We start from the raw sequence: 20,949 nt of genomic DNA, 5'->3' as shown, positions 1-20,949 counted from the left end.
GCTGCTGCCATGCCCCGATGCATAGTGCCCCTTACGTCCGCTGTTACGATCTGTAATCAGCCATGTACGCAGGGGGAAGAGCGGGGAATTGGCCACGCTGGCTGGCGTGGCATTCCGTGCTGCTCGGCCTGCTGGTGATCGCCCATCTCTGGGCGCACGCGAGAGCTGCGGAGGAAGAGCCTTTCGCGCCAGTGGGGTCGGTCGTCATCGAACACGGACACGACCACGATCACCACGTCGATCATGCCCATGGGGGCACTTTCCTGCTGCCCGCCGCCAAGTCCGTGTTCCTCAAGGCGATGCCGTTGCTCGGGCCTCTGCTGCCCGCTCAGCCGCCCCCGGCGGCCGAGCCTGACGTGAAACCCCCCGAGCATGTCCCGAAATGCGGCCACCGCGAGCGAGCCGTCCGGAATCACACGCTCGAGGTCTATCGACCCTGATGACACGCCTTCACCAGGTCTGTCCTCAGTCGATAGCGTCCCGCGCCCGCCCGCGGGAGAGAGCGTGTCTTCGTCATGTCATCGATCTCGTCGGTTTCCGTACCTATGCTCGCCGTGGCCCAGCTGGTCGGCGACACCCCTGTGTGCTGGATCGGGGAGCCCTTCGCCCCGGCCGGGCGCGGGTTCTGGGCCAAAATCGAGGGGGCCAACCCCGGAGGGCTGAAGGATCGGCCCGCCCTGCACATCACCGAGCAAGCCCGCCATCGGGGAGAGCTCGCGCCCGGCGCGATGATCGTCGAGTCCACGTCCGGCACCTTCGGGCTGGGGCTCGCACTGGCCGGTATCGTCTACGGCCACCCCGTCACCGTCGTCACCGACACGGGCATGGAGACGATCGTGCGCCGGCTGCTGGCGTCCTACGGCGCCCGCGTCGAAACCATCGAGCACCCGCACCCGGTGGGCGGTTGGCAGCAAGCACGCCTGGACCGGGTGGCCCAGCTGCTCGCCCAGCATCCCGGCGCCTACTGTCCGCAGCAGTACGACAACCCCGACAACGTGGCCGCCTACGCGGGCCTGGCGCGCGAGCTCACCGACCAGCTCGGCCGGATCGACATCCTGGTGTGCAGCGTAGGAACCGGCGGCCACTCGGCCGGAGTCGCCAAGGCACTGCGTGAGCAGAACCCGGCGCTGCGCTTGGTCGGCGTGGACGCCACCGGATCGACCATCTTCGGCCAGCCTGCCAGGCCGCGGCTGATGCGCGGGCTGGGCAGCAGCATCAACCCGCGCAATGTGGCCCACGACGCCTTCGACGAGGTGCACTGGGTGGCACCCCACGAAGCGGTCTGGGCCTGCCGCACTCTGGCGGCCACCCACTACACCACCGGAGGCTGGAGCGTCGGCGCGGTCACCGTCGTCGCCGCCTGGCTGGCGAGGACCAACCCGCCGGGCTGCCGGATCGCAGCGGTCTTCCCTGATGGCCCCGCTCGCTACTACACCACCGTCTACGACGACGCTTACTGTGCCCAGAACGACCTGCTCGGCCGGCCGCCGGCCGATGAGCCGGACCAGATCAAACACCCAGATGAAGCCGAGGCCACCCGCTGGACCCGGATGGTGATGCGCTGATGTGGCGGCGATTCGTTTCGTTCGAGCGCAGCGTCCGGCTGTTGATGGTCAACCAGCTCGCGATCAACGTCGGCTTCTACATGCTCATGCCCTACCTCGCCGGCCACCTGTCCGCCGGGCTGGGGCTGGCGGGCTGGACGGTCGGGCTCGTGCTGGGGGTACGCAACCTGAGCCAGCAGGGGTTGTTTCTGCTCGGCGGCACACTGGCCGACCGGCTCGGTCATAGGCCGGTCATCATCGCGGGCTGCCTGCTGCGAACAGCCGGGTTCGCCTTGCTCGGATTCGTCGACGCGGTGCCGGCCTTGGTGGCGGCCTCCATGATGACCGGTTTCGCCGGCGCCCTGTTCAACCCCGCCGTACGCGCCTACCTGGCACAGGACGCGGGTGCGCGGCGTGTGGAGGCGTTCGCGCTGTTCAACGTCTTCTACCAGGCGGGCATCCTGGCCGGTCCATTGATCGGGCTGGCTCTGATCACAGTGAACTTCCGGACCGTGTGTGTGGCCGCCGCCGCCGTCTTCGCGCTGCTCACCATTCTCCAATTGCTCGCCCTACCACCATCTCGGGCCGGAACGCCGGCACGCACGAGCGTGCCGGCCGACTGGCGCGCCGTCGCGGGCAATCGGCCGTTCCTGCTCTTCTCGCTCGCCATGGCCGGTTCGTACGTGCTGTCGTTCCAGCTGTACCTGGCCCTGCCACTGGAACTCGGCCAGACGGGGACCGTTGGCCTGCTGTTCGTGGTGTCCGCGCTGGTGGCCATCGCCGGGCAGCTCAGAATCACCGACTGGGCACGGCGCCGCTGGAGCGGACCGCAGGCCATCGTGCGCGGGGTTGCGCTCATGGGGCTCGCCTTCGTGCCCATGGCTCTGTACGGCCTCACCCCTGCCCCGGCTGACGTACGAACGGTGGCGGTCATCGCCTGTACCACGCTGCTCGCGGTGGGCAACGCACTGACGTACCCGTTCGAGATGGATGCCGTCGTCAGGCTTTCGGGCGAGCGCCTGATCGCCACTCACTACGGCCTGTACAACACCGTCGCGGGGATCGGTATCGCCGTGGGCAACCTGCTGGTGGGTGCGCTGACCGGGAGCGCCGGAGTATGGATCGTGCTGGCCTTCGTCGGCTCGCTTTGTGCTCTGGCCGTCGGCCTGCTCAACCGCGGGGGAATGCTCACGACCGGCGTCGTGCCGGTTCAGGCCAGGCCCTGATGCTGCTCAGTCTTGCCGTGCCAGGCCCGGCACCCGATGCCCCTCCCAATGGCCCTTGTTCTCCCCGTCCACGCGGCTGCACGATGGCCGGGTGAAGACTTGGGTGAAGGGTGCCGGGGTGGCGCTGTTGTATGTCCTCGCCGCCGTCGTGCTCATATGGGCGCTGAGCGTATTGGTGAATCACCTGTGAGTGCGAAGCTTCGGCTTCCGCCAGGCCCTCGTGTACGTCTGAAGAGTCACCTCTGCTCGGGCTCGACGGAAAGGAGCACGGCGACAACCCTCCGCAGATCATCGTCGGGGTCCGAGCTGGGCGGAGGTTGTGTCGTGAACAGGTGATGCGCGGTGGCCACGAGCGCGAGGGCGAGCGCCCTGGTGTCGGCGTCTGGGGCGAGCCTTCCCCGCTTCCGCTCCGATTCCAGGTAGGTGGCGAAGGTCTCCTGGATCTCCGCCAGCGTGGGCAGACTCGAGGAGAGCGCGTGGTGCAACCGGTCCGCCACGACCGGCCGGACCCGGACGAGCTCAGCGGCAGCAGGCAGGTAAGTGCCCAAGGCAAGGGCCGCCTGCGCCAGGTTGCCGGCCACCGTGCCCTCACCGACGCGCGAGCTCAGCCGCGCGACGGCGCCTGCAGTCTCGCGAGCACCATCGGCGATGAACTCGGCCAGGAAACCGTCGAGGTCGCCGAAGTGGTTGTAGAGCAGCCCGGTCGCGACCCCGGCCTCGCGGGTGATCGCCCGGCCGCTGAGCCCACCCGGCCCCTCCCTCAGGAGTACGGCCCGGGCCGCGTCGAACAGCCTGCTGCGGATCTCGGGAACAGCTACGCCTCGCGGTGACATGGACCTCCCTTACGGTATGAGCACGTCGGAACGAGATGGCGATGCCGCCCCGGCTGATTGCCGGAGCGGCATCGGCTTCACTCGTCAGGTGGTCAGTTGCCGGTGTAGCGGAAAATGTAGAGGCCGTGGTCACGGTCGCTGGCGGCGACGTACTCCTGGCCGTTGTGCTCGAATACCTGCACACCCCAGAAGTTGTTGCCACCCTCGTCGATGAAGTGGCCGACTTCCTGGATCTTGCCGTTCACGATCCGTGTCACCCGGAAGCCCGCTGAGTAGTAGGAGAAGTAGGCGAGGTCGGGCTGCTTGGCGGACGTCGCCACCTCGTGCACCGACAGGTCGCCCTTTCCGGTCGCGTACGCGGGGTCGTGCGCCTCGGGCACCGCGTACGTGTCGAGTTCGGCCATGGTCTTGCGGTCGTACAAGTGCACGTAGCCCCAGCCGTCGAAGGACGACGAGAAGGTCAGCGTGTCACCCGCCGTCCCCAGGGGCACCGGCAGCCGCTCCGGGCCGGTACCGGCGAGGCAGGCGGCGTTGTCGTACGGCTGGTTGAAGATCGCGAAGCCCTGGCTGCGCGGCGCCACTCCGAAGGCCGGGATGTCACCCTCGACGCTCATGCCGAGGGAGCCGTCACAACCATCGGTGCCGGTGCGGTTGAAGATGAGGACGGCGTCGTAGCCGCCGGCCTTGATGACGCTGTCGACCTTCTCGGTGAACGTGCAGAGGCCCCGCTCCACCACGGCGATGTCGACGACGTTCGGGTCCCCGGCGGGGACGGCGGGATCGTCGGGCGGGGGACAGGCGCGTCCCACGAACTTGCTCACGCCGGTCAGCGTCTGTCCGGGCTCGAGCTTCTTGGTGCCGTCGCCCTGGCCGGCGTTGATCTCCGTGCCGTCCGTGACATTTGAGGCTTTCAGCGCGAACGGCGAGAAGTCTTCGTCGGCGGCGAGGACGTACTTGTTGTCGAGGGTGAACTCGGCCTGGTGGCCGTTGCCCTCCGGCCTGACCGTCAGCCCGCTCTCGAGCGCCTCGGGGTCGGGGTCGGCAAAGGTGCTGTCCGCCAGCAGGGAGATGCTCAGCGGGTCGGTGACGTCGATCTGGACGTAGCCGCCGTCCCAGTACGACAACAGCATGACCTGCTTGCCGTCGATCTCCTTCACCACCATGTCGTGCAGGAAGACCTCATCGAGGCCCCGCTGGGTGATGCCGGGGAATTTCTCGTCGAGGTCGTACTCCGCGATGACCTTGGGCTTCTTCGGGTTGGTGATGTCGAGAATGTCGACATCTGGGCCTTCCTCGTTGTCCACGATGACGGCGTAGGCCTTGTTGCCCGCGTCCCAGGCGAAGACGCTGTGGATCTCGTTCGCGTCCTTCTTGCCGGCGCCCGCGACGGTCTCGTCGCCGATGCCCACCGCGAGCGGGGTCGGATGGGCAGGGTCGCTGACGTCGTAGATGTTCAGCCCGCCGACTCCGGCGCTCTCCTTGCACTTCTCGTTGTTCGTGACGAGGATGTCGCCGTTGAAGGCAGGCGTGTCGATGCTCAGTGCCTGCACGCCTTCACCGGGCGCGCTGCCCTCCTTCGCGACGATGAACGCGACTTCCTTGGGCTGCGCGGGGTTCTTGATGTCGACGACGTGCACGCCGTTGTACTTGCACGTGGCGCCGCCCCAGGCGGCCAGGTACGCGTAACCCTTGTAGACGCCGACGTCGGCGATCTTCTCCGGCTCGACGTTCTTCAGCGCGAGCTTGCTGATGAGCTCGACGTTGGCACTCGATGCGGGCAGGTGGCCGTGGTCGCCGCCGTGCTGGTGGTGGTTGTGCGTGATCTTCGCGTTGTCGATCGCGCCGTCGCTGCTTGTCGCACCGTCGTGCGCGAACGCGGACGGTACCAGTGATGCCAGTGTTGCGCCTGCAGCGATGGCTGCGGCTACCGCTAAGCGGCCGGCCTTGTGCCTCATAGGGGAAATTCCTCCGTAGTGGTGGCAGAGGATGGCAATACGGGGAACATAAGGGCCGATACCGGCAGTCCGGAAGAGGTTCTCCTACATTTCGTAGGAGACTTACAGCTACAGGTGGGAATTGCCCTGCTTTGGTGTTAAATGCGTACTTATCAACACGAAAGCTGTAATCCCACCGCAACAACGACGAGGGCGAAGGGCGGGGAGAGCGCCAGCGCGATCGCGGCTCCCGCGCTGAGCCTGCCCGGCGATTCTTCCGATTCGAGACGGGCGATCCTCTGGTCAAGCAACTGCCGGGACTCGCCGGTGGCGGCCAAGCCACCTGGTGGGCCGGAGCCGAGTTCGAGCCGGCGGAGCGCGCCGATCACCGGGGCGCGGCCGTAGCGGTGTGCGGCCGCATCGTCGGCCACCATCTCCACCAGCCGGGACAGCTCGCTCCGTGCGTGCCGGATGGTCGCCGACCACGGCAGCGCCGCCTGGACCGCGTCGACCAGTGCGAGCAGGAGGTGGTGCCTACGCCGTAGGTGGGTGCGTTCGTGCTCCAGCACCGCACTCAGCTGGTCGGCGTCCAGCCGTTCCAAGGCGCCGGTGGTCATCACGATCGGCCGGGAACGTCGCGGCAGGCAGTAGACGACCGGTGCGGGATGTTCAATCAGGCAGACGTCGTCCGGGTCGTCCGGATACCTCGCGACCAGCCGTACCATGTCGTGGTGCCGTCGCCTCTCGATGGTCGTGCGGCGCACGCGAGCCGCGCCGACGTACAGCGCCCGCAACAGCACCCCGCCGGACACGAGGGCGAGCGCCATCGTGGTCAGTTCTCCGCTGTGCGTGTGTCCCGGCAGGCAGGAACGAAGGTGCTCGACCCAGGAATGCACCGGCCCGGGCGGCCAGGCGAGCACGGAGGCCATCAGCGCCAGGAGCACGACGACCACACTCGCCACGACACCGGCCCACACCACCACGGCGAGGCCGGCATGGCGGCGCAGCCACCCCGCGCGTGTGACCATCGGGCCGGCGAGGTGGGTCGTCAGAAAAGCGAGGACGATCAGTCCCGCGATGTTTCCGGCCATGGCCCCTCACTCCGCGCCGGGCCGCTCGCGCCCCGGTCGGCCAGCGCGTCGAGGAGCCTCTGGGCGTCCTCCGAGTCGACGCTCTCGGCGAATCTGGCCAGGACGGGACCGTGATCCGGAAGGTCCGACAGCGCGTCCAGCATCACGGCGACGACATGCTCCTCGCGCGACCGCGTGGGCGCGTAGGCGATCGCTGTGCCGACCCGGCTGCGCGTGACCAGAGCCTTGCGAGCGAGCCGATCGGCGACCGTCTGAACCGTCGTGTAGGCGAGTGGCCGTTCCCGTCCATGATTGACCTGCTCCAGAACGTCGCGGATCAGCAGCGGCCGGCTCGCCGCCCACAGGCACTCCATGACCGCCTGCTCCAGCGGCCCGAACTCCCCCATCCGGCGTCTCCAATTCTCCGGAGCTTGCCACCATGGCATGTGGCTACAACCCGCAAACCGTATCGAAACCCGCCTCAAGCCCCCAAACGGTTCCCCGGTGGTGCTCGCAGTCATATGTACGCGCGGGGCCAACCAGCCCCGATACCGACCTACGCCGCCGAACGGCGTCGTAGGTCGGTCATATGGTCGCCCGCACTGTTACGGGCGGACTGCGCCGAGTAGGCGGTTGCGCCAGTAGTCGTCGAGGTCGACCACCTTGATGATGTCTCCGGTTTGTGGCGCGTGGACCATTTTGCCGTTGCCGGCGTACATGCCCATGTGGCCCAACCCTTTGCTGAACAGCAGATCCCCGGGCTCCAGCTTGTCCAGGGGGACGCGACGGTCGGCGCCCCAGCTCCACTGGGTCCAGGTGGTGCGGGGGAGCTCGACTCCGGCCTTGCGCCAGGCGGCTTGGGTGAGGCCGGAGCAGTCGTAGGATTCGGGACCCGTGCCGCCGTACCGGTAGGGCTTGCCGACCTGGGCGAAGGCGAACTCGAGCGCCAGGCGGGTGTTGCCGGAGGCGGGGCCGGTGTATTCGATGCCCGGGCTGTTGGGGTCGCCGGCTTGGAAGGCGCCCAGCCTGCGCAGGAGCTTGGTCTGTTCGGCGACCATCTTGTCGACCTTGGCCTTCTCGTCGCCTGCCTTGGCGCGCGCGGTTTCGGCCTCCGCCAAAGTCTTCTGGGCCTCTTGGCGCCGTTCGCGCAGTTCCCTGGTCGTCGCGTCGAAGGCCTGCACCTTTTCCGCTCTGTCCTGGGAGATCTGCTGGAGGGTGGCTATCCCGGCGAGGATCTGCTCGGGGCTGCCCTGGGCGACGAACCGCTGCCAGCCCGTGGAAGGGCCGATCTGGTAGTCGTTGACCGCCACCGTGACGACGTCCCTGCGCAGGGCGTCGGCCCGCGCGCCCGTGCGGCGGAATTCGGCGTTGACGGCGTCGTACTTGTTCTTGGCCTTCTTGTAGGTCTCCGTGGCCTGGTTGTAGCGCTCGACGAGCTGGTCGGCCTGCTCGTTCAGCTTGACCAGCTTGGCCCTGGCCTTGGCGGGAGACGGGTCCGCTTGAGCGTTCGAGGTCAGTGCGATCAAGGCCAGCGCTGCGGTCAATGCCATTCGCCCAAGCCTGGTCAGCACTACGACGCCTCCTCGTAAATCTCCTGATATGGGGCGAAATGCTACAGAAGTGCGAGGGGTGATTGGCCTCAACAGCGGCAATTCGCAGGTCCGATGCCTACTACGTGCGATAGCACCGGCCGGTCCTGCCCTACGGCGAGGCGGATAACGGCTGACCGGCGGCGCGATGGTCGGCGGCGTGCCCCCGGTTCCGCAGAGCGCCGGAGCCGGGGGCACGCCGTGAGGGGAGGGTCAGCCGCGCGAGGCCGCGACCTCGTCGGCGGGCACGGACGTGGGGGAGCGCAGGGTCGCTGCGGCGAGCAGCGCACCCACCAGGGCGATGCCGGCGGCTCCGACGAACGCGGCGGAGAATCCGCTGGTCAGGGCGGGCAGGTTGCCGAGCTGTGCGGCGCCGTTGGCGGCGGCGACCGCGGTCATGGCGGCCAGGCCGAGCGCGGAGCCGACCTGGTAGCTGGTGTTGACGATGCCGGAGGCCAGGCCGCCTTCCTCGGGCCGGGCGGAGGAGATGGCGGTGCCGAGGGAGGGGATGAAGGCCAGCGACATGCCGAGGGCGGCCACCAGGCTGGCGGGCAGGACGTCGGCGGCGAAGCTGCCGTCCGGGCTGATCAGTGCGAGCCAGGCCATGCCGGCGGCGAGCAGGGCCAGGCCGGTGACGGTCGTGGCCTTGGGGCCGAACCGGTTGATGGCCCGGGGCGCCAGGACGATCATGCCGATCATGATGAGGACGGTCATCGGCAGCAGAGCGGCGCCGCTGGGGAAGGCGCTGTAGCCGAGGACCTGCTGCAGGTAGAGGTTGAGGAAGAACCACATCGGGATCCATGCGCCCCCGAGCAGCAGCTGGGTGAGGTTGGCGGCGGCGAGGTTCGGGGTGCGGAAGATGGACAGGCGCATGAGTGGCTGGCGGCGGCGGGCTTGGATGGCGATGAACGCCCCGAGCAGCACCACGGCGCCGGCCAGTGCGAGCCAGGTCTGCGCGGAGCCCCAGCCGATCTCCGGTGCGCGGACGATGGCGTAGACGGCGGCGCCGAGGCCGAGGGTGACGGTCAGTGCGCCCGTGATGTCGACGGAGCCGCGCTGGGGCCGGGCGGCGGGCATCAGCGGGCCGGTGGCCAGCAGCGCGACGAGTGCGATGGGGATGTTGATGTAGAAGACCCAGGGCCAGCTGAGGTATTCGGTGATGACGCCGCCGAGGAAGACTCCGGCGGTGCCGCCGGCCGGTGCGGCCGCGCCGTACAGGGCCAGGGCCTTGGTGAGCTCCTTGGGGTCGTGGCCGAACAGCATCATCAGGAGGGTGAGGGCGGACGGGGCGATCAGGGCGGCGCCGACGCCTTGTACGGCGCGGCCGGTGAGCTCCACCCAGACCTCAGGGGCGATGCCGGCCACCAGCGAGCCGGCGAGCAGGATGAGCCATCCCGCCCCGAAGAGGCGGCGGGCGCCCAACAGGTCGGACAGGCGGCCGCCGAGCAGGAGCAGCCCGCCGAAGGCGACAACGTAGGCGTTGAACACCCACGACAGGTTCTCCTGGGAGAAGCCGAGGTCTTCCTGGATGCGGGGGAGGGCCACGCCGATGATCGACGTGTCCATGATGACCATGAACTGGGCGGTGGCGATCAGGGCCAGGGCGGTCCAGCGCCGGGGGGATGGTGCGGACATGGGTGATCTCCTCGATTGTCCATACCGGGGTAGGGTATCCGTCATGCCTCGTATACCTGCTAGGGGTATAGGCGGCGACGGCTAATCAATACCACTAGGGGGTATATGTCAAGTCTGATCGGCTTCTCGCCGGTGTGTCCGGCGCTCTGGCAAGCCGCAGGCTGCGATCTTTCGCCATTGCGCCGAAGAAGGGCTGGGTGAGCGACGACGCGACGGGAGAGGCCGTGGCGATCAGGGTCGCCGGCGGTCCCGGTCCCAACGGGAATCGGGCCTGCAGTGTCGGCAGCAGGGCGCCCAGCGTCGCAGAGGTGCGCTCCTCGGGTTGCCGGAAATACGGTAGGGGGGTATGGTGTTGTTACGGGCAACGAACCCGATGGAGGACTGACATGGCCGGATACAGCGATAGCAAGCATGAGCAGGCGATGAGGCTGCGTCGCATCGAGGGGCAGATCCGTGGCCTGCAGCGCATGGTCGACGAGGACAAATACTGCATCGACATCCTGACCCAGGTGTCGGCGGCCACGAGCGCGCTGAAGTCGTTCTCCCTGTCGTTGCTCGAAGAGCACCTTGCCCACTGCGTGGCCGAGGCCACGAAGAAGGGCGGCCCGGAGGCCGACGCAAAGGTCAAGGAAGCCTCCGACGCCATCGCCAGACTTGTCCGTTCCTGACCGCATTGATCGAAGGAGAGATCGCTATGAGCACCGCCACCTACACCGTCAAGGGCATGACCTGCGGCCACTGCGTCAGCTCGGTCAAGGAAGAGGTCAGCGAAGTGGCCGGCGTGACCAACGTCGAGGTGGACCTGGCCACCGGCCTGCTGACCGTGGACAGTGACGCCCCCGTCGACCCGGCGAAGATCGTCGCCGCGGTCGAGGAGGCCGGATATGAGGTGGCGAACCCGTGAACACCGCAGTCAAGCTCGGTTCCTACGTCCTGGGGCTCGCCGTCGTCTTCGGCGGCGCCCTGGGCGTGGGCAAGGTGGTGGGGCCGGTCGGGACGCCCCAGGCCGAGGACCACGCCGCGATGACGGCCATGGCGACGCCGACGGCGAGCGCGGGACACGGGGAGCACGCCACCGAGCAGGCGAAGAGCGATACCCCTGGGGGGCTCCAAGTGTCCGAGAACGGCTATACCCTCAGCCCATTGACCACCATCAAGGCCGGCGAGCCGACGGACTTCCGTTTCACCGTGACCGGTCCGGACGGCAAGCCGGTCACCGACTACAAGGTTGAGCACGATAAGAAGCTGCATTTGATTGTGGTCTCCCGGGATTTGGGCAGCTTCCAGCACCTGCACCCCGAGATGACACCCGATGGCATCTGGTCGGTGAAACTCACGCTGGACGGCCCAGGCGCCTATCGCGTCTTCGCCGACTTCGTCCCCACGGGCGGGAGCGGCCTGACGCTCGGCACAGACCTGCTGGTCAACGGCGATTACGCACCCAAAGCCCTGCCCGAGGTCAGCCGGACGGCGGAAGTGGACGGCTACACCGTCACCCTCGACGGCGACCTGACACCTGGGCAATCCAGCAAGCTCACCCTCAAGGTCAGCAAGGACGGCAAGCCCGTGACGGACCTGCAGCCCTACCTCGGCGCCTACGGCCATCTGGTGGCCCTGCGCGCCAGGGACCTGGCCTACCTGCACGTTCACCCGGACGGCGAGCCCGGCGACGGCAAGACCCCGGCTGGACCCGAGATCGTCTTCTATGCCGAGGTGCCCAGTGTCGGTGACTACCGGCTCTTCCTGGACTTCCAGCACGACGGCAAGGTCCGCACGGCCGACTTCACGCTCGGCGCGGGCCAGCGGCCGGCGATCCCGACTCCCACGCCCACATCCTCTGGGCACAGCGACGACGGTCACAGCCACTGAGCGAGAGAAAGGAGAACGGTGATGTCCTCCCTCACCGATGACCGGACCAACGCGGTCGAGCTCTCGATCGGCGGCATGACCTGCGCATCCTGCGCCAACCGCATCGAACGCAAGCTCAACAAGCTGGACGGCGTGACCGCGACGGTCAACTACGCGACGGAGAAGGCGAAGGTCACCTTCCCCGAGAGCGTCGATGCGCAGCAGCTGATCGCCGAGGTGGAGAAGGTCGGCTACACCGCCGCCCTGCCCGCCCCGCCCCAGGCGGAATCGGCCGAGCAGGAGCCGGAGGACGAGCTCCAGCCGCTGCGTAACCGCCTCATCACCTCCATTGTGCTGGCGGTGCCGGTGATCGCGATGGCGATGATCCCGCCGTTGCAGTTCACGAACTGGCAGTGGCTGTCACTGACCTTGGCGGCGCCGGTGGTGGTGTACGCGGGCTGGCCGTTCCACAAGGCCGCCTGGACCAACCTGCGGCACGGCGCCGCGACGATGGACACGCTGATCTCGATCGGCACCATCGCCGCTCTGGGCTGGTCGCTGTGGGCGCTGTTCTTCGGCACGGCAGGCACCCCCGGGATGACGCACCCGTTCGCGTTCACCGTCGAGCGCACCGACGGCTCCGGCAACATCTACCTGGAGGCCGCGGCGGGGGTGACGGCCTTCATCCTGGCCGGACGCTACTTCGAGGCCCGCTCCAAGCGGCGGGCCGGGGCCGCATTGCGGGCCCTGCTGGAACTGGGTGCCAAGGAGGTGGAGCTGGCCGACGGTCGGCGCCTGCCGGTCGAGCAGCTCACGGTGGGCGACCGGTTCATCGTCCGTCCCGGCGAGAAGATCGCCACCGACGGCGTGATCGAAGAGGGCAGCTCGGCGGTGGACGCCTCGATGCTGACCGGTGAGTCCGTGCCTGTCGAGGTCAAGCCTGGCGATGGGGTGACCGGTGCGACGGTGAACGCGGGCGGCCGACTGATCGTCCGCGCCACCCGCGTCGGCGCCGACACCCAGCTCGCCCAGATGGCCAAGCTGGTCGAGGACGCCCAGACCGGAAAGGCCCAGGTGCAGCGCCTGGCCGACCGCATCTCGGGCATCTTCGTGCCGATCGTGATCGCGCTGGCTCTCGGCACGCTCGGCTTCTGGCTCGGCACGGGCGACGGCGTGGGCGCGGCGTTCACCGCGGCGGTCGCGGTGCTGATCATCGCCTGCCCGTGCGCGCTCGGCCTGGCCACGCCGACCGCGTTGCTGGTCGGCACCGGCCGGGGTGCTCAGCTGGGCATTCTGATCAAGGGGCCGGAGGTGCTGGAGTCGACCCGCCGGATCGACACCGTGGTGCTGGACAAGACCGGCACAGTCACCGAGGGCAAGATGACCCTGGTTGACGTGCACGTGGCCGAAGGCGAGAGCGAGGAGGAGGTGCTGCGCCTGGCGGGCGCGCTGGAGCACGCCTCCGAGCACCCGATCGCCCAGGCGGTCGCCAAGGGCGCCGCCGCCCGCGTCGGCGATCTCCCTTCGCCGGAGGACTTCGCCAACGTCGAAGGGCTGGGCGTGCAGGGCATCGTCGACGGGCACGCCGTCCTGGTGGGCCGGCCCCGGCTACTGGAGGAGTGGTCGCAGCACCTCACTCCCGACCTGGAGCGGGCGCTGCACGCCGCCCAGGCCGCCGGCCGCACGGCGGTCGCGGTGGGCTGGGACGGTCAGGCGCGGGCGGTGCTCGTGGTGGCCGACGTGGTCAAGCCGACCAGCGCCGAGGCCATCGCACAGTTGCGGAAGCTGGGCCTGACCCCGGTCCTTCTGACCGGGGACAACGAGGCCGTGGCCAAGGCGGTGGCGGCCGAGGTTGGCATCGACGAGGTCATCGCCGAGGTGCTGCCCGCCGACAAGGTCGACGTCGTCAAGGAACTGCAGAACGAGGGCAAGGTCGTGGCCATGGTGGGCGACGGCGTCAACGACGCCGCCGCGCTGGCCCAGGCCGACCTGGGGCTGGCGATGGGCACCGGCACCGACGCCGCCATCGAGGCCTCCGACCTGACCCTGGTCAGAGGCGACCTGCGGGTGGCCGCCGACGCCATCCGGCTGTCGCGCAGGACGCTCAGCACGATCAAGGGCAACCTGTTCTGGGCGTTTGCCTACAACGTGGCCGCCCTACCACTGGCCGCTCTCGGCCTGCTCAACCCGATGATCGCAGGGGCCGCGATGGCGTTCTCCAGCGTCTTCGTGGTCAGCAACAGCCTGCGGCTCCGCCGCTTCAAGTAGAACGACTCGGAATGGGCTCCGTCGCCGATCGGCGACGGAGCCATCCCTTTGGAATAGGCGAAAAGAGCGCCGGGTTAAGGCGGCCTAGGAGGTATGGGTCATGAACGACAGCAGTGCCGTGTGGCTGCGCTGGACGGTGCCCTGCCACCCCACGGTCACCAGGCCCAGCCCGTCCGTCTAGCGCTCCCGCAGGTGGACGGGGCCAATCCGGTCACCCGTGGGGCGCACCATGTCTTCCAGCCTTTTCGTGCAGGCTTTCGTCACGTTGCTCGTCATCTTCGATCCGCTCGCCGCGATTCCGGTGTTCCTGACGCTGACGCGGCTCCAGAGCCCGTCGGCCCAACGGCGGACGGCCCGCGTCTCGGTGCTGGTGGCCGCGGGGATCGTGGCGGTCTTCGCCGTCGCCGGAAACCATCTGCTCGACGCCTTGGGCATCTCGCTCCAAGCCTTGCAGATCGCCGGCGGTGCGCTGCTGGCGCTGATCGCGCCCGACCTCCTCAAAGCGGATTGCGCGCGGAAACGCGCCGACGCTGAGAGCGGCGCGGTGGCGTTCGTCCCGCTCGGTACGCCGATGCTGGCCGGACCGGGTGCGATCGCAGCGACCATGCTCTACGTGGAGCAGGCCGACAGTGCTCCGGCCGTGGCGGCCGTCGTGCTGGCTCTGGCTGCGGCGATCGCTGTTCAGCTCATCGCTGGGGCGCTGCAGTTCTGGATGCGGTGGGGCGTGTCCTGAGCGCGTACCGTGTGCGGCCGCGCGGCTTGTACACCGCCAGCACGGTGGCCGCTAGCAGCAGCATCAGGGCGAGCACGGTGTGGATGAGGACGGAGGGGTTTCGCAGCAGGCCCAGGTCGGTGTCCGGTGCTGCTGCGAGGCCTGCCAGATAGCCGAGCGTCTCGGTGTACATCAGCAGGACGACGATGGCGCCGACGTTGATCAGGAGCTTGAAGATGACCCAGTAGTGCCGGAACAGGCCCCACGTGGTTCCCAGGGACTGGACGAGGCCGGTGAGCAGCGAGGCGACGGCCAGCGGGATGAGGGCGTACCAGGCGGCCGGCTCCATCACCAGGTAGACGGCTCGTACGGCCTGATCGTCCTGACTGGTCAAGCCGATGACAGCCAGGGCCAGGAAGGCGAGGACGGCGCCGAGCCAGCCCACCGACGAGGTGATGTGGGTGGTGAGGACCAGTTTGCGGAGCGGGGGCGCCATGGTCCTCATGAGGTGACGAGTTTTGCGACCGCCGACGTCGCAGCCGAGTGGCGATCGGGCCCGTGCTCACCCGTGAGCAGCAGGACGACGAAGAGCAGGACCAGAACGGCGGCGATGATCCCCGTCACCTTCACCCAGCGTGGCATGCCGACATCGCTGTCGGCGCGGTCGCGTTCATCAGCCATATGGCTGTCCTCCATGGATTGTCGGCCTGCGTAGGCCTATGTTTACAAAACACTCTGTCTATATCAATACTTTGTGTATTGATCCTTTCGTGTCGTATGCTCAAAGCATGCCCAGGCTGTGGAATGAGACGATCGAGGCGCATCGCCGTGATGTACGTGATGCGATCCTCGACCGCACTTCGGCACTCGTGGCCGAGCACGGGCTGCGGTCGGTCACGATGTCCCAGATCGCGGAGCAGGTCGGGATCGGGCGCGCGACCCTCTACAAGTACTTCCCGGACGTCGAAACGATCCTGCTGGCCTGGCACGAGCGGCAGATCACCGCTCATCTCGGACAACTCGCTCGTGTCCGCGACCAGGCTGGCGGCCCTGACACGCGGCTGCAAGCCGTGCTGGAGGCGTACGCGCACATCACCCAGCGGTCCCGGGGGCACGGCGATGGTGCGCTCATGGCGCACCTGCACCGCGACAAGCAGGTTGCACGAGCACAGCGACAGCTCCACGACATGATCCGGGACATCTTGGCGGAGGGCGTGCGGAGCGGGGTGTTCCGCGATGACGTCGCGCCGGACGAGCTCGCAACCTACTGCCTCCACGCCGTATCGGCGGCCGGTGAACTGCCGTCCGAGGCCGCCACCCACCGACTCGTCAAGGTCATCCTGACTGGGTTGCTGAGGTAGCCCAGGCGGCGGCCGGCAGGCGGGCGGCATCGCAGTCTGGCCGTCTGACGGCGGCGCTCAGCCGGTAGGGGCGAAAGCCGTGGTGAAGGTCTTGCCGCCGTCCTTGGAATCCAGGACCGTCCCGTCCTCCATGGCGGCCAGCAGGCGCTGCCGGTTCACGGCCGTGAACGCGGCCGCCTGGCCAGGGAGCTCGCCGACGGCCGACCAGCTCTTGCCGCCGTCCTGGCTGGTGTGGATCTTCCTGTCGGCTCCGGCCCCAACCAGTACCTCGCCGCGGAGCACGTCCACATGGCTGAGCAGGGGTGCCTTCGCCACGTCGGTGAAGTTCACGCCGCCGTCCTCGCTCACCTTCAGCCCGTCTGGTGTGGTGGCGTAGATGCGCGAGGGCTGTTCGGCGCCGGCCCCGAGGTCGATCACCTTCTCCTCAGTGCCCTGCGTCCAGGTGGCGCCGCCGTCGAAGCTTCGCCAGACCTTCGAGGTCTGGCTGTCGAAGGCGTACAGGTTGTCGCCGGCCGGCTGGATGGAGTGGAAGTCCGCGGAGCCGTCCGCCGAGATCACCTTCCAGGTGACACCCGCGTCCGTCGACTTGATAAGGCCGAGGTGCGGTGGGCGTTCCGGCGAGACGTCCTCGGCGGAAGGGTGCCCGCTGGCTAGGAAGGTCTTCGGGCCGGCGATGGTGAAGCCCATGTGGTCCTGGTCGCGGTCGGCGACCCGGGCGATCGTCGTCGGAGACGTGATTTTGAACAGTCCGTGGTGTCCCGCGACGTAAAGGCTGCCGTCAGCGAGATCGAGGCCGAGTCCGTGGACATGGCCCACACCCGGTTCGGGGTCGGCCTGCCCGTCGTGCTCCGGCGCCGCTTGACCACAGCCCGCCAGGGCCGCCACAAGCGCCACGCCTGCGGCGCTTGTGCGCAGCCGCCGACTCACACACCTCATGGGCGCGAGTCTACTACCCGCTACTATCGCCCTTCGTAGAAGATCAAAGCGTGATGAGGAAGGAATGGCAGTGGTGGGCGAGAAAGGCGCCCAGACCCGGGGCTGCGGCCAGGGCGGTGGGACCGGCGAGCAGCGCTGTCACCGCCAAGAGCCCCGAGAGGCGTTCGCGCCATTCGAGCGGCGCCTGCGGATGCAACATCCGGCGCACGCGGATGAGCGCCGTTTCCCCGCCCGCGCCCAGCGCGAATGCGGGAACTCGTCCCGTCGCCAACCGGACCAGGGCCGCCGCGATGTGGATGCGCGGGTGATGGCGTGCGGCCTCATCGTCGGCCAGCAGTTCGACCAGGCGGGCGATCTCTGCCCGCGCCTGATCGAACAGCGGGATGCGGGGAAACGCCCGCGCCAGGGCCTCGGCGGCGGCCAGCACCAGGTGGTGGTGCCCGCGCAGGTGTGCCTGCTCATGGGCGAGCACGGCGGTGACCTGCTCCGGCGCCAGCGAGCGCAGCGCCCCGGTGGTGATGACGGCGTGCCCCTTCCGGCCGGGCAGGCAGTACGCCAGGCGCTCCTTGTAGTCGACGACGAGCGCGCCGAGGTCGTGATCGTGCCTGCCGAGCAGGGCGAGCGCCTCGGCATGCCGTCGGCGTCCGCGGCGCGTGCTCAGCAGGACGGCTCCACCGGCATAGGCCAGCCGCGCCAGGACCAGTCCACCGATGAGGAGGCCGATCCGGGCGCTCGTCGTGCTCAATGTCGCTCCGTGGCCCAGCAGGGCCGCGCAGGCCTCGAACAGCGCGGCCAGGCCGTGCCCCACCACGGAGGCGGGGACGGCGATGGCGAACGCTGACAGCAGCACCGAGACCACCACCGAGGCGCCCGCCGCCTGCCACATGGCGATGGCCAGCCGGGGCGCTCGGTCGGTCCAAGCGGCCCGCCGCAGCAGCCGCGGCAGTGCCACCGCGGCGAAAGCGGCGTACGCCGCGAGGGCGATCGCCACCGTCACGAGCTGCGTCCCCTCGGCGGGTACACCTGGAGCGCCGCTTCCAAGGCGCTGGCCTCGTCAGGGGTAAGTCGTTCGAGGAAGTGCACGAACGTGGCCGCCCTGTTGCCGCTCTTGGCCAGGGATTCGCGCATCACGTCGGCGGTGTAGGCCTCCTTCGACGACACCGCCTCGTAGATGTACGCCCGGCCGACCGGCTTGCGCTTGAGCAGGCCCTTGGTGTGGAGCTTGTCCATCACGGTCATCACCGTCGTGTAGGCCAAGGCGCGGTTCTTCCGCAGGTGCTCCAGGACGTCCCTGACCGAGGCGGGCGCGTTGATGGCCCACATGCGATCCATGATCGCGGATTCGAGCTCCCCTAGACCACGCACCATCTACCAGTCCCCTCTACCCCGCCGTTCGTTTGATGCTACCGGCGGTCGTAGACAAGCGGGTAGGCGTGCATTCGCGCTATGCCAGGGTGTCCAGGCGGTCGCCGGCCACGATGGCGCGCTTGACGCGGATCAGGTCCTTTGGGGCGTTCACCGCGACCCCGCCGACGAGCAAACCATCTCTGGCGAAGGCCACCGTGAAGCGGTTCTCCTCCGGCGATCCGGCGACGACGCGGCTGGGGTCGGCAAGGTGCGGCAGGCCGGCGATCTGGACGCGGGCCCCGTGCACATGGGTGGCGAAGGATGGGAGGTCGGCGAACGGCTTGGCGTTCTCGGGTCCGGCCAGCAGGTTGAGCGCCGTGACGGCGCCCTGGTCGTGCTGCCCTCCAGCCAGTCGGTGTTCGGCACCACGCCCATGCCCGCGACCACCAGATCGGCGGGCAGCGTGCGGCCGTTGCTCAGCCGTATCCCTGTCACCCGTCCGGTTCCGTCGAATCCGGTCACGCGGGCCTCGCTCACCAGGTCGACGCCGTTGTTCCGGTGATGGCCTGCGAGCCAGCGCGCCGCCTCTGTGCCCAGGACCCTCTCCATCGGGTACGGGGACGCGTCCAAGAGGGTGACCGGCAGGCCGAGGGAGCGGGCGGTCGAGGCGACCTCCCAGCCGATGAACCCGCCGCCGATGACCACCACGTTGCCGGGGCCAGTGGCCAGTTCGGCACGCAGAGCCAGGGAATCTTCGATCGTGCGCAGAGTGTGCACGCCTTCCGGGTGCTCGGGAAGGCGTCGGGGGCGGGCGGTTGTAGGGGAGATGCCTTTCCCCGCCGATCAGCATGATGGTTCCGTCGGAGCCCTCTCGTCGCAGTGCCTGGACGGCGCGCAGACCGGCCAGGGACGCTCCGACGACCGCGATTACATTCAGCTCTCTCATGCGGAGGAGAATACTCATGCGGGGTATAGGACTTGGCGTGATTTACCTCTCATATACCCCTAGGGGGTTATGGTTGTTCGGGCGGCATTGCTGGCGTATCGTGCAGGCGGACGAATACCCGTCGGGGGTATTAACTGAGGAGGTTGAGATGACCAGCGCTACGTACACTGTGAGCGGAATGACCTGTGGCCACTGCGTCGGCAGTGTCAAGTCCGAGGTCGGCAAGATCGCTGGCGTGACGGCCGTGGATGTGGACCTCGCCACCGGCAAGGTGATCGTGACGGGGGACGCGCCCATTGGCGAGGCGCTTGTCCGCGACGCTGTCGAGGAGGCGGGCTACGAGCTGACCTCCGCCTGACCTGACGCCCGGTGGAAGCGGCTTCCATTGGTGAACGGTGGCCGGTCGGGGGCCGTACCTTCCCATGACGGCACCCGGCCGGCTTCGGCCAGTACTACGAGACTCGTTAGTACTATGGGATTTGGAATACGCCGATCACCAGAGGAGGGGCTGATGGGAGTCGTGCGGCGACGCCTCGCGTTGCGGGTCGCGCGCGGTCTCCTGCTCGTCGCCCTCGCCCTAGGCGTGGGCGGCATGCACACCCTGGGACACGTGGACGGCCGGCACGCTGGCTCGCCGCCGGATGCCCACGGCATGGGCGTCGCTCAAGAGCCCCCTCTCACCGTTCCAGCGGGACTGCAGGCATTCGTTCCCGAGCAGAAGATGCCTGGACTCGACCCGACCAGCGTGTGCCTGGCCATCCTGTCCTCGCTCATGGTCGTGTTGTTGATCGCTGCCTGGATCCGAGCGCGGCGACGACTCGGGGACAGCAGTGGGGTGCTGCCATCGGTGCAGCGGGTGGCCCGCCCTCCGCCGAAGCCCACGTCCGTGAATCTGGCCAGTCTCTCGATATTGCGCATATAGGCCGATGACCTGCGGACGAGCTCTGAGGCCGTCCGCGACAGGCCGAAAGTTCCGACAACATCGAGAGATCAAACGACTATGCGTATCAACCGCAAGCTGTCCTTCGCCGTTGCCGCGGGTGCCCTCGCTCTGCTGACCGCCTGCGGGAGTAACGGCGACTCCATGGCGGGACATGAGGGGATGAGCAGCAGCAGCGCGCCTGCCGCCACCACCGCCAGCGCTTCGCCGTCCGCCGCCTTCAACGACGCGGACGTCACGTTCGCGCAGATGATGATCCCGCATCACGAGCAAGCGGTCGAGATGGCCGACCTCGCGGCGACGCGGGCGAGCGATCCGGAGATCAAGGAGCTCGCCGTCAAGATCAAGGCTGCTCAGGACCCGGAGATCCAGACCATGAAGGCCTGGCTGACCGGGTGGGGCAAGGCCGCGCCCGAGGGTGGCATGGGCCATGAGATGCCGGGTGTCATGTCCGAGGAGGAGATGAAGAAGCTCGACGCGGCCAAGGGTACGGAGTTCGACAAGCTGTTCGCCCAGCAGATGATCGCCCACCACAACGGAGCGATAGAGATGGCCCGCACCGAGCAGACCGACGGCTCGAACCCGGAGGCCAAGGAACTGGCCAAGACCATCGAGACCGCTCAGCAAGCCGAGGTGGAGCGACTTCAGAAGATCCTTGATCGGCTCTGATGTCTGACCCGCCCGGGCGCGACCAGCGCCCGGGCGGGGACGCAGATGCGTTGCTACAGCAGTTTGCCGGGTGTGATGGGCAGGGCTCGGA

At 68.3% G+C, this 20,949-nt stretch carries 25 protein-coding genes and 1 pseudogene; 13 read left to right on the top strand and 13 right to left on the bottom strand.

Annotation, left to right across the window (positions count from 1 at the left end; genetic code table 11):
* The first annotated feature begins 116 nt into the window (after positions 1 to 116).
* From OHA25_RS57450 to OHA25_RS57440, 3 genes are all read left to right on the top strand, one after another.
* Complete coding sequence (locus tag OHA25_RS57450) at positions 117 to 440, top strand: hypothetical protein (RefSeq protein ID WP_327585203.1); 324 nt, start codon at positions 117 to 119, stop codon at positions 438 to 440.
* Between the two features lie 114 nt (positions 441 to 554).
* Complete coding sequence (locus OHA25_RS57445; protein ID WP_327585202.1) at positions 555 to 1,565, top strand: PLP-dependent cysteine synthase family protein; 1,011 nt, start codon at positions 555 to 557, stop codon at positions 1,563 to 1,565.
* The gene (locus OHA25_RS57440) at positions 1,565 to 2,770 is read left to right on the top strand and encodes an MFS transporter (protein WP_327585201.1); all 1,206 of its coding nucleotides are present in this window, start codon (positions 1,565 to 1,567) and stop codon (positions 2,768 to 2,770) included. Before OHA25_RS57445 ends, OHA25_RS57440 begins: the two co-directional genes overlap by 1 nt.
* A 236-nt stretch (positions 2,771 to 3,006) precedes the next feature.
* Here OHA25_RS57440 and OHA25_RS57435 read toward each other — a convergent pair whose 3' ends face one another.
* The 6 genes from OHA25_RS57435 to OHA25_RS57410 form a co-directional block, all read right to left on the bottom strand.
* Entirely contained in the window at positions 3,007 to 3,603 is a 597-nt protein-coding gene (locus OHA25_RS57435; protein ID WP_327585200.1) for a TetR/AcrR family transcriptional regulator, read from the bottom strand.
* 92 nt (positions 3,604 to 3,695) lie between these two features.
* Positions 3,696 to 5,558, bottom strand: a complete 1,863-nt coding sequence (locus OHA25_RS57430; RefSeq protein WP_327585199.1) for a PA domain-containing protein — start codon at positions 5,556 to 5,558, stop codon at positions 3,696 to 3,698.
* Between the two features lie 152 nt (positions 5,559 to 5,710).
* On the bottom strand, positions 5,711 to 6,628 hold the full coding sequence (locus tag OHA25_RS57425; protein WP_327585198.1) for a M56 family metallopeptidase: 918 nt from the start codon (positions 6,626 to 6,628) through the stop codon (positions 5,711 to 5,713).
* The gene (locus OHA25_RS57420; protein WP_327585197.1) at positions 6,604 to 7,014 is read right to left on the bottom strand and encodes a BlaI/MecI/CopY family transcriptional regulator; all 411 of its coding nucleotides are present in this window, start codon (positions 7,012 to 7,014) and stop codon (positions 6,604 to 6,606) included. The genes OHA25_RS57425 and OHA25_RS57420 overlap by 25 nt, the downstream gene beginning before the upstream one ends.
* 198 nt (positions 7,015 to 7,212) lie before the next feature.
* Positions 7,213 to 8,157, bottom strand: a complete 945-nt coding sequence (locus OHA25_RS57415; RefSeq protein WP_327585196.1) for an NlpC/P60 family protein — start codon at positions 8,155 to 8,157, stop codon at positions 7,213 to 7,215.
* A 252-nt stretch (positions 8,158 to 8,409) separates the two neighbouring features.
* A complete protein-coding gene (locus tag OHA25_RS57410; RefSeq protein WP_327585195.1) occupies positions 8,410 to 9,831 on the bottom strand; it encodes an MFS transporter in 1,422 nt (473 codons plus the stop codon).
* Between the two features lie 386 nt (positions 9,832 to 10,217).
* On the opposite strand from OHA25_RS57410, the gene OHA25_RS57405 reads away from it, so the two are divergent.
* The 5 genes from OHA25_RS57405 (at position 10,218) to OHA25_RS57385 (ending at position 14,680) form a co-directional block, all read left to right on the top strand.
* Entirely contained in the window at positions 10,218 to 10,499 is a 282-nt protein-coding gene (locus OHA25_RS57405; RefSeq protein WP_327585194.1) for a metal-sensitive transcriptional regulator, read from the top strand.
* Between the two features lie 26 nt (positions 10,500 to 10,525).
* Positions 10,526 to 10,735: a heavy-metal-associated domain-containing protein gene (locus tag OHA25_RS57400; RefSeq protein WP_327585193.1), complete on the top strand. Its 210-nt coding sequence runs from the start codon at positions 10,526 to 10,528 to the stop codon at positions 10,733 to 10,735.
* Positions 10,732 to 11,700 carry a hypothetical protein gene (locus tag OHA25_RS57395; RefSeq protein ID WP_327585192.1) on the top strand — a complete coding sequence of 323 codons (969 nt, stop codon included), beginning with the start codon at positions 10,732 to 10,734 and terminating at the stop codon, positions 11,698 to 11,700. The genes OHA25_RS57400 and OHA25_RS57395 overlap by 4 nt, the downstream gene beginning before the upstream one ends.
* Before the next feature lie 21 nt (positions 11,701 to 11,721).
* Positions 11,722 to 13,947: a heavy metal translocating P-type ATPase gene (locus OHA25_RS57390; protein WP_327585191.1), complete on the top strand. Its 2,226-nt coding sequence runs from the start codon at positions 11,722 to 11,724 to the stop codon at positions 13,945 to 13,947.
* A gap of 217 nt (positions 13,948 to 14,164) precedes the next feature.
* Complete coding sequence (locus OHA25_RS57385) at positions 14,165 to 14,680, top strand: MarC family protein (RefSeq protein WP_327585190.1); 516 nt, start codon at positions 14,165 to 14,167, stop codon at positions 14,678 to 14,680.
* Here the strand turns inward: OHA25_RS57385 and OHA25_RS57380 are convergent.
* Both OHA25_RS57380 and OHA25_RS57375 read right to left on the bottom strand, forming a co-directional pair.
* Positions 14,634 to 15,155 carry a hypothetical protein gene (locus OHA25_RS57380; RefSeq protein WP_327585189.1) on the bottom strand — a complete coding sequence of 174 codons (522 nt, stop codon included), beginning with the start codon at positions 15,153 to 15,155 and terminating at the stop codon, positions 14,634 to 14,636. The two genes, OHA25_RS57385 and OHA25_RS57380, sit on opposite strands and share 47 nt — an antisense overlap.
* 5 nt (positions 15,156 to 15,160) lie before the next feature.
* A complete protein-coding gene (locus OHA25_RS57375; protein ID WP_327585188.1) occupies positions 15,161 to 15,340 on the bottom strand; it encodes a hypothetical protein in 180 nt (59 codons plus the stop codon).
* 107 nt (positions 15,341 to 15,447) lie between these two features.
* Here OHA25_RS57375 and OHA25_RS57370 point away from each other — a divergent pair, with 107 nt between their 5' ends.
* A complete protein-coding gene (locus OHA25_RS57370; protein WP_327585187.1) occupies positions 15,448 to 16,020 on the top strand; it encodes a TetR/AcrR family transcriptional regulator in 573 nt (190 codons plus the stop codon).
* Between the two features lie 57 nt (positions 16,021 to 16,077).
* Here OHA25_RS57370 and OHA25_RS57365 read toward each other — a convergent pair whose 3' ends face one another.
* The 4 genes from OHA25_RS57365 to OHA25_RS57350 all read right to left on the bottom strand — a co-directional run bounded on the left by OHA25_RS57365 (position 16,078) and on the right by OHA25_RS57350 (position 18,610).
* Complete coding sequence (locus OHA25_RS57365; protein ID WP_327585186.1) at positions 16,078 to 16,956, bottom strand: F510_1955 family glycosylhydrolase; 879 nt, start codon at positions 16,954 to 16,956, stop codon at positions 16,078 to 16,080.
* A gap of 43 nt (positions 16,957 to 16,999) precedes the next feature.
* Positions 17,000 to 17,953 (bottom strand): M56 family metallopeptidase, encoded by a 954-nt coding sequence (locus tag OHA25_RS57360; RefSeq protein ID WP_327585185.1) that lies wholly within the window; start codon positions 17,951 to 17,953, stop codon positions 17,000 to 17,002.
* On the bottom strand, positions 17,950 to 18,324 hold the full coding sequence (locus OHA25_RS57355; protein ID WP_327585184.1) for a BlaI/MecI/CopY family transcriptional regulator: 375 nt from the start codon (positions 18,322 to 18,324) through the stop codon (positions 17,950 to 17,952). The genes OHA25_RS57360 and OHA25_RS57355 overlap by 4 nt, the downstream gene beginning before the upstream one ends.
* A gap of 76 nt (positions 18,325 to 18,400) precedes the next feature.
* Positions 18,401 to 18,610: an oxidoreductase C-terminal domain-containing protein gene (locus OHA25_RS57350; protein ID WP_327585183.1), complete on the bottom strand. Its 210-nt coding sequence runs from the start codon at positions 18,608 to 18,610 to the stop codon at positions 18,401 to 18,403.
* On the opposite strand from OHA25_RS57350, the gene OHA25_RS57345 reads away from it, so the two are divergent.
* Complete coding sequence (locus OHA25_RS57345; RefSeq protein ID WP_327585182.1) at positions 18,611 to 18,865, top strand: hypothetical protein; 255 nt, start codon at positions 18,611 to 18,613, stop codon at positions 18,863 to 18,865.
* Here the strand turns inward: OHA25_RS57345 and OHA25_RS61745 are convergent.
* Positions 18,763 to 19,080 (bottom strand): annotated as a pseudogene (locus OHA25_RS61745) (FAD-dependent oxidoreductase); the annotation flags it as partial. The gene OHA25_RS57345 and the pseudogene OHA25_RS61745 overlap by 103 nt on opposite strands.
* A gap of 317 nt (positions 19,081 to 19,397) precedes the next feature.
* Between OHA25_RS61745 and OHA25_RS57340 the strand changes: the two are divergent.
* The 3 genes from OHA25_RS57340 (at position 19,398) to OHA25_RS57330 (ending at position 20,858) form a co-directional block, all read left to right on the top strand.
* The gene (locus OHA25_RS57340) at positions 19,398 to 19,607 is read left to right on the top strand and encodes a heavy-metal-associated domain-containing protein (protein WP_327585181.1); all 210 of its coding nucleotides are present in this window, start codon (positions 19,398 to 19,400) and stop codon (positions 19,605 to 19,607) included.
* A 153-nt stretch (positions 19,608 to 19,760) separates the two neighbouring features.
* Positions 19,761 to 20,171 (top strand): hypothetical protein, encoded by a 411-nt coding sequence (locus OHA25_RS57335; RefSeq protein ID WP_327585180.1) that lies wholly within the window; start codon positions 19,761 to 19,763, stop codon positions 20,169 to 20,171.
* A 78-nt stretch (positions 20,172 to 20,249) separates the two neighbouring features.
* The gene (locus OHA25_RS57330; RefSeq protein WP_327585179.1) at positions 20,250 to 20,858 is read left to right on the top strand and encodes a DUF305 domain-containing protein; all 609 of its coding nucleotides are present in this window, start codon (positions 20,250 to 20,252) and stop codon (positions 20,856 to 20,858) included.
* The last annotated feature ends 91 nt before the right edge of the window (positions 20,859 to 20,949 follow it).

This window comes from Nonomuraea sp. NBC_00507 (assembly GCF_036013525.1).
GTDB lineage: Bacteria > Actinomycetota > Actinomycetes > Streptosporangiales > Streptosporangiaceae > Nonomuraea.
Note: the sequence above shows the minus strand (reverse complement) of the source record. Positions and strands in the feature narration are given on the sequence as shown.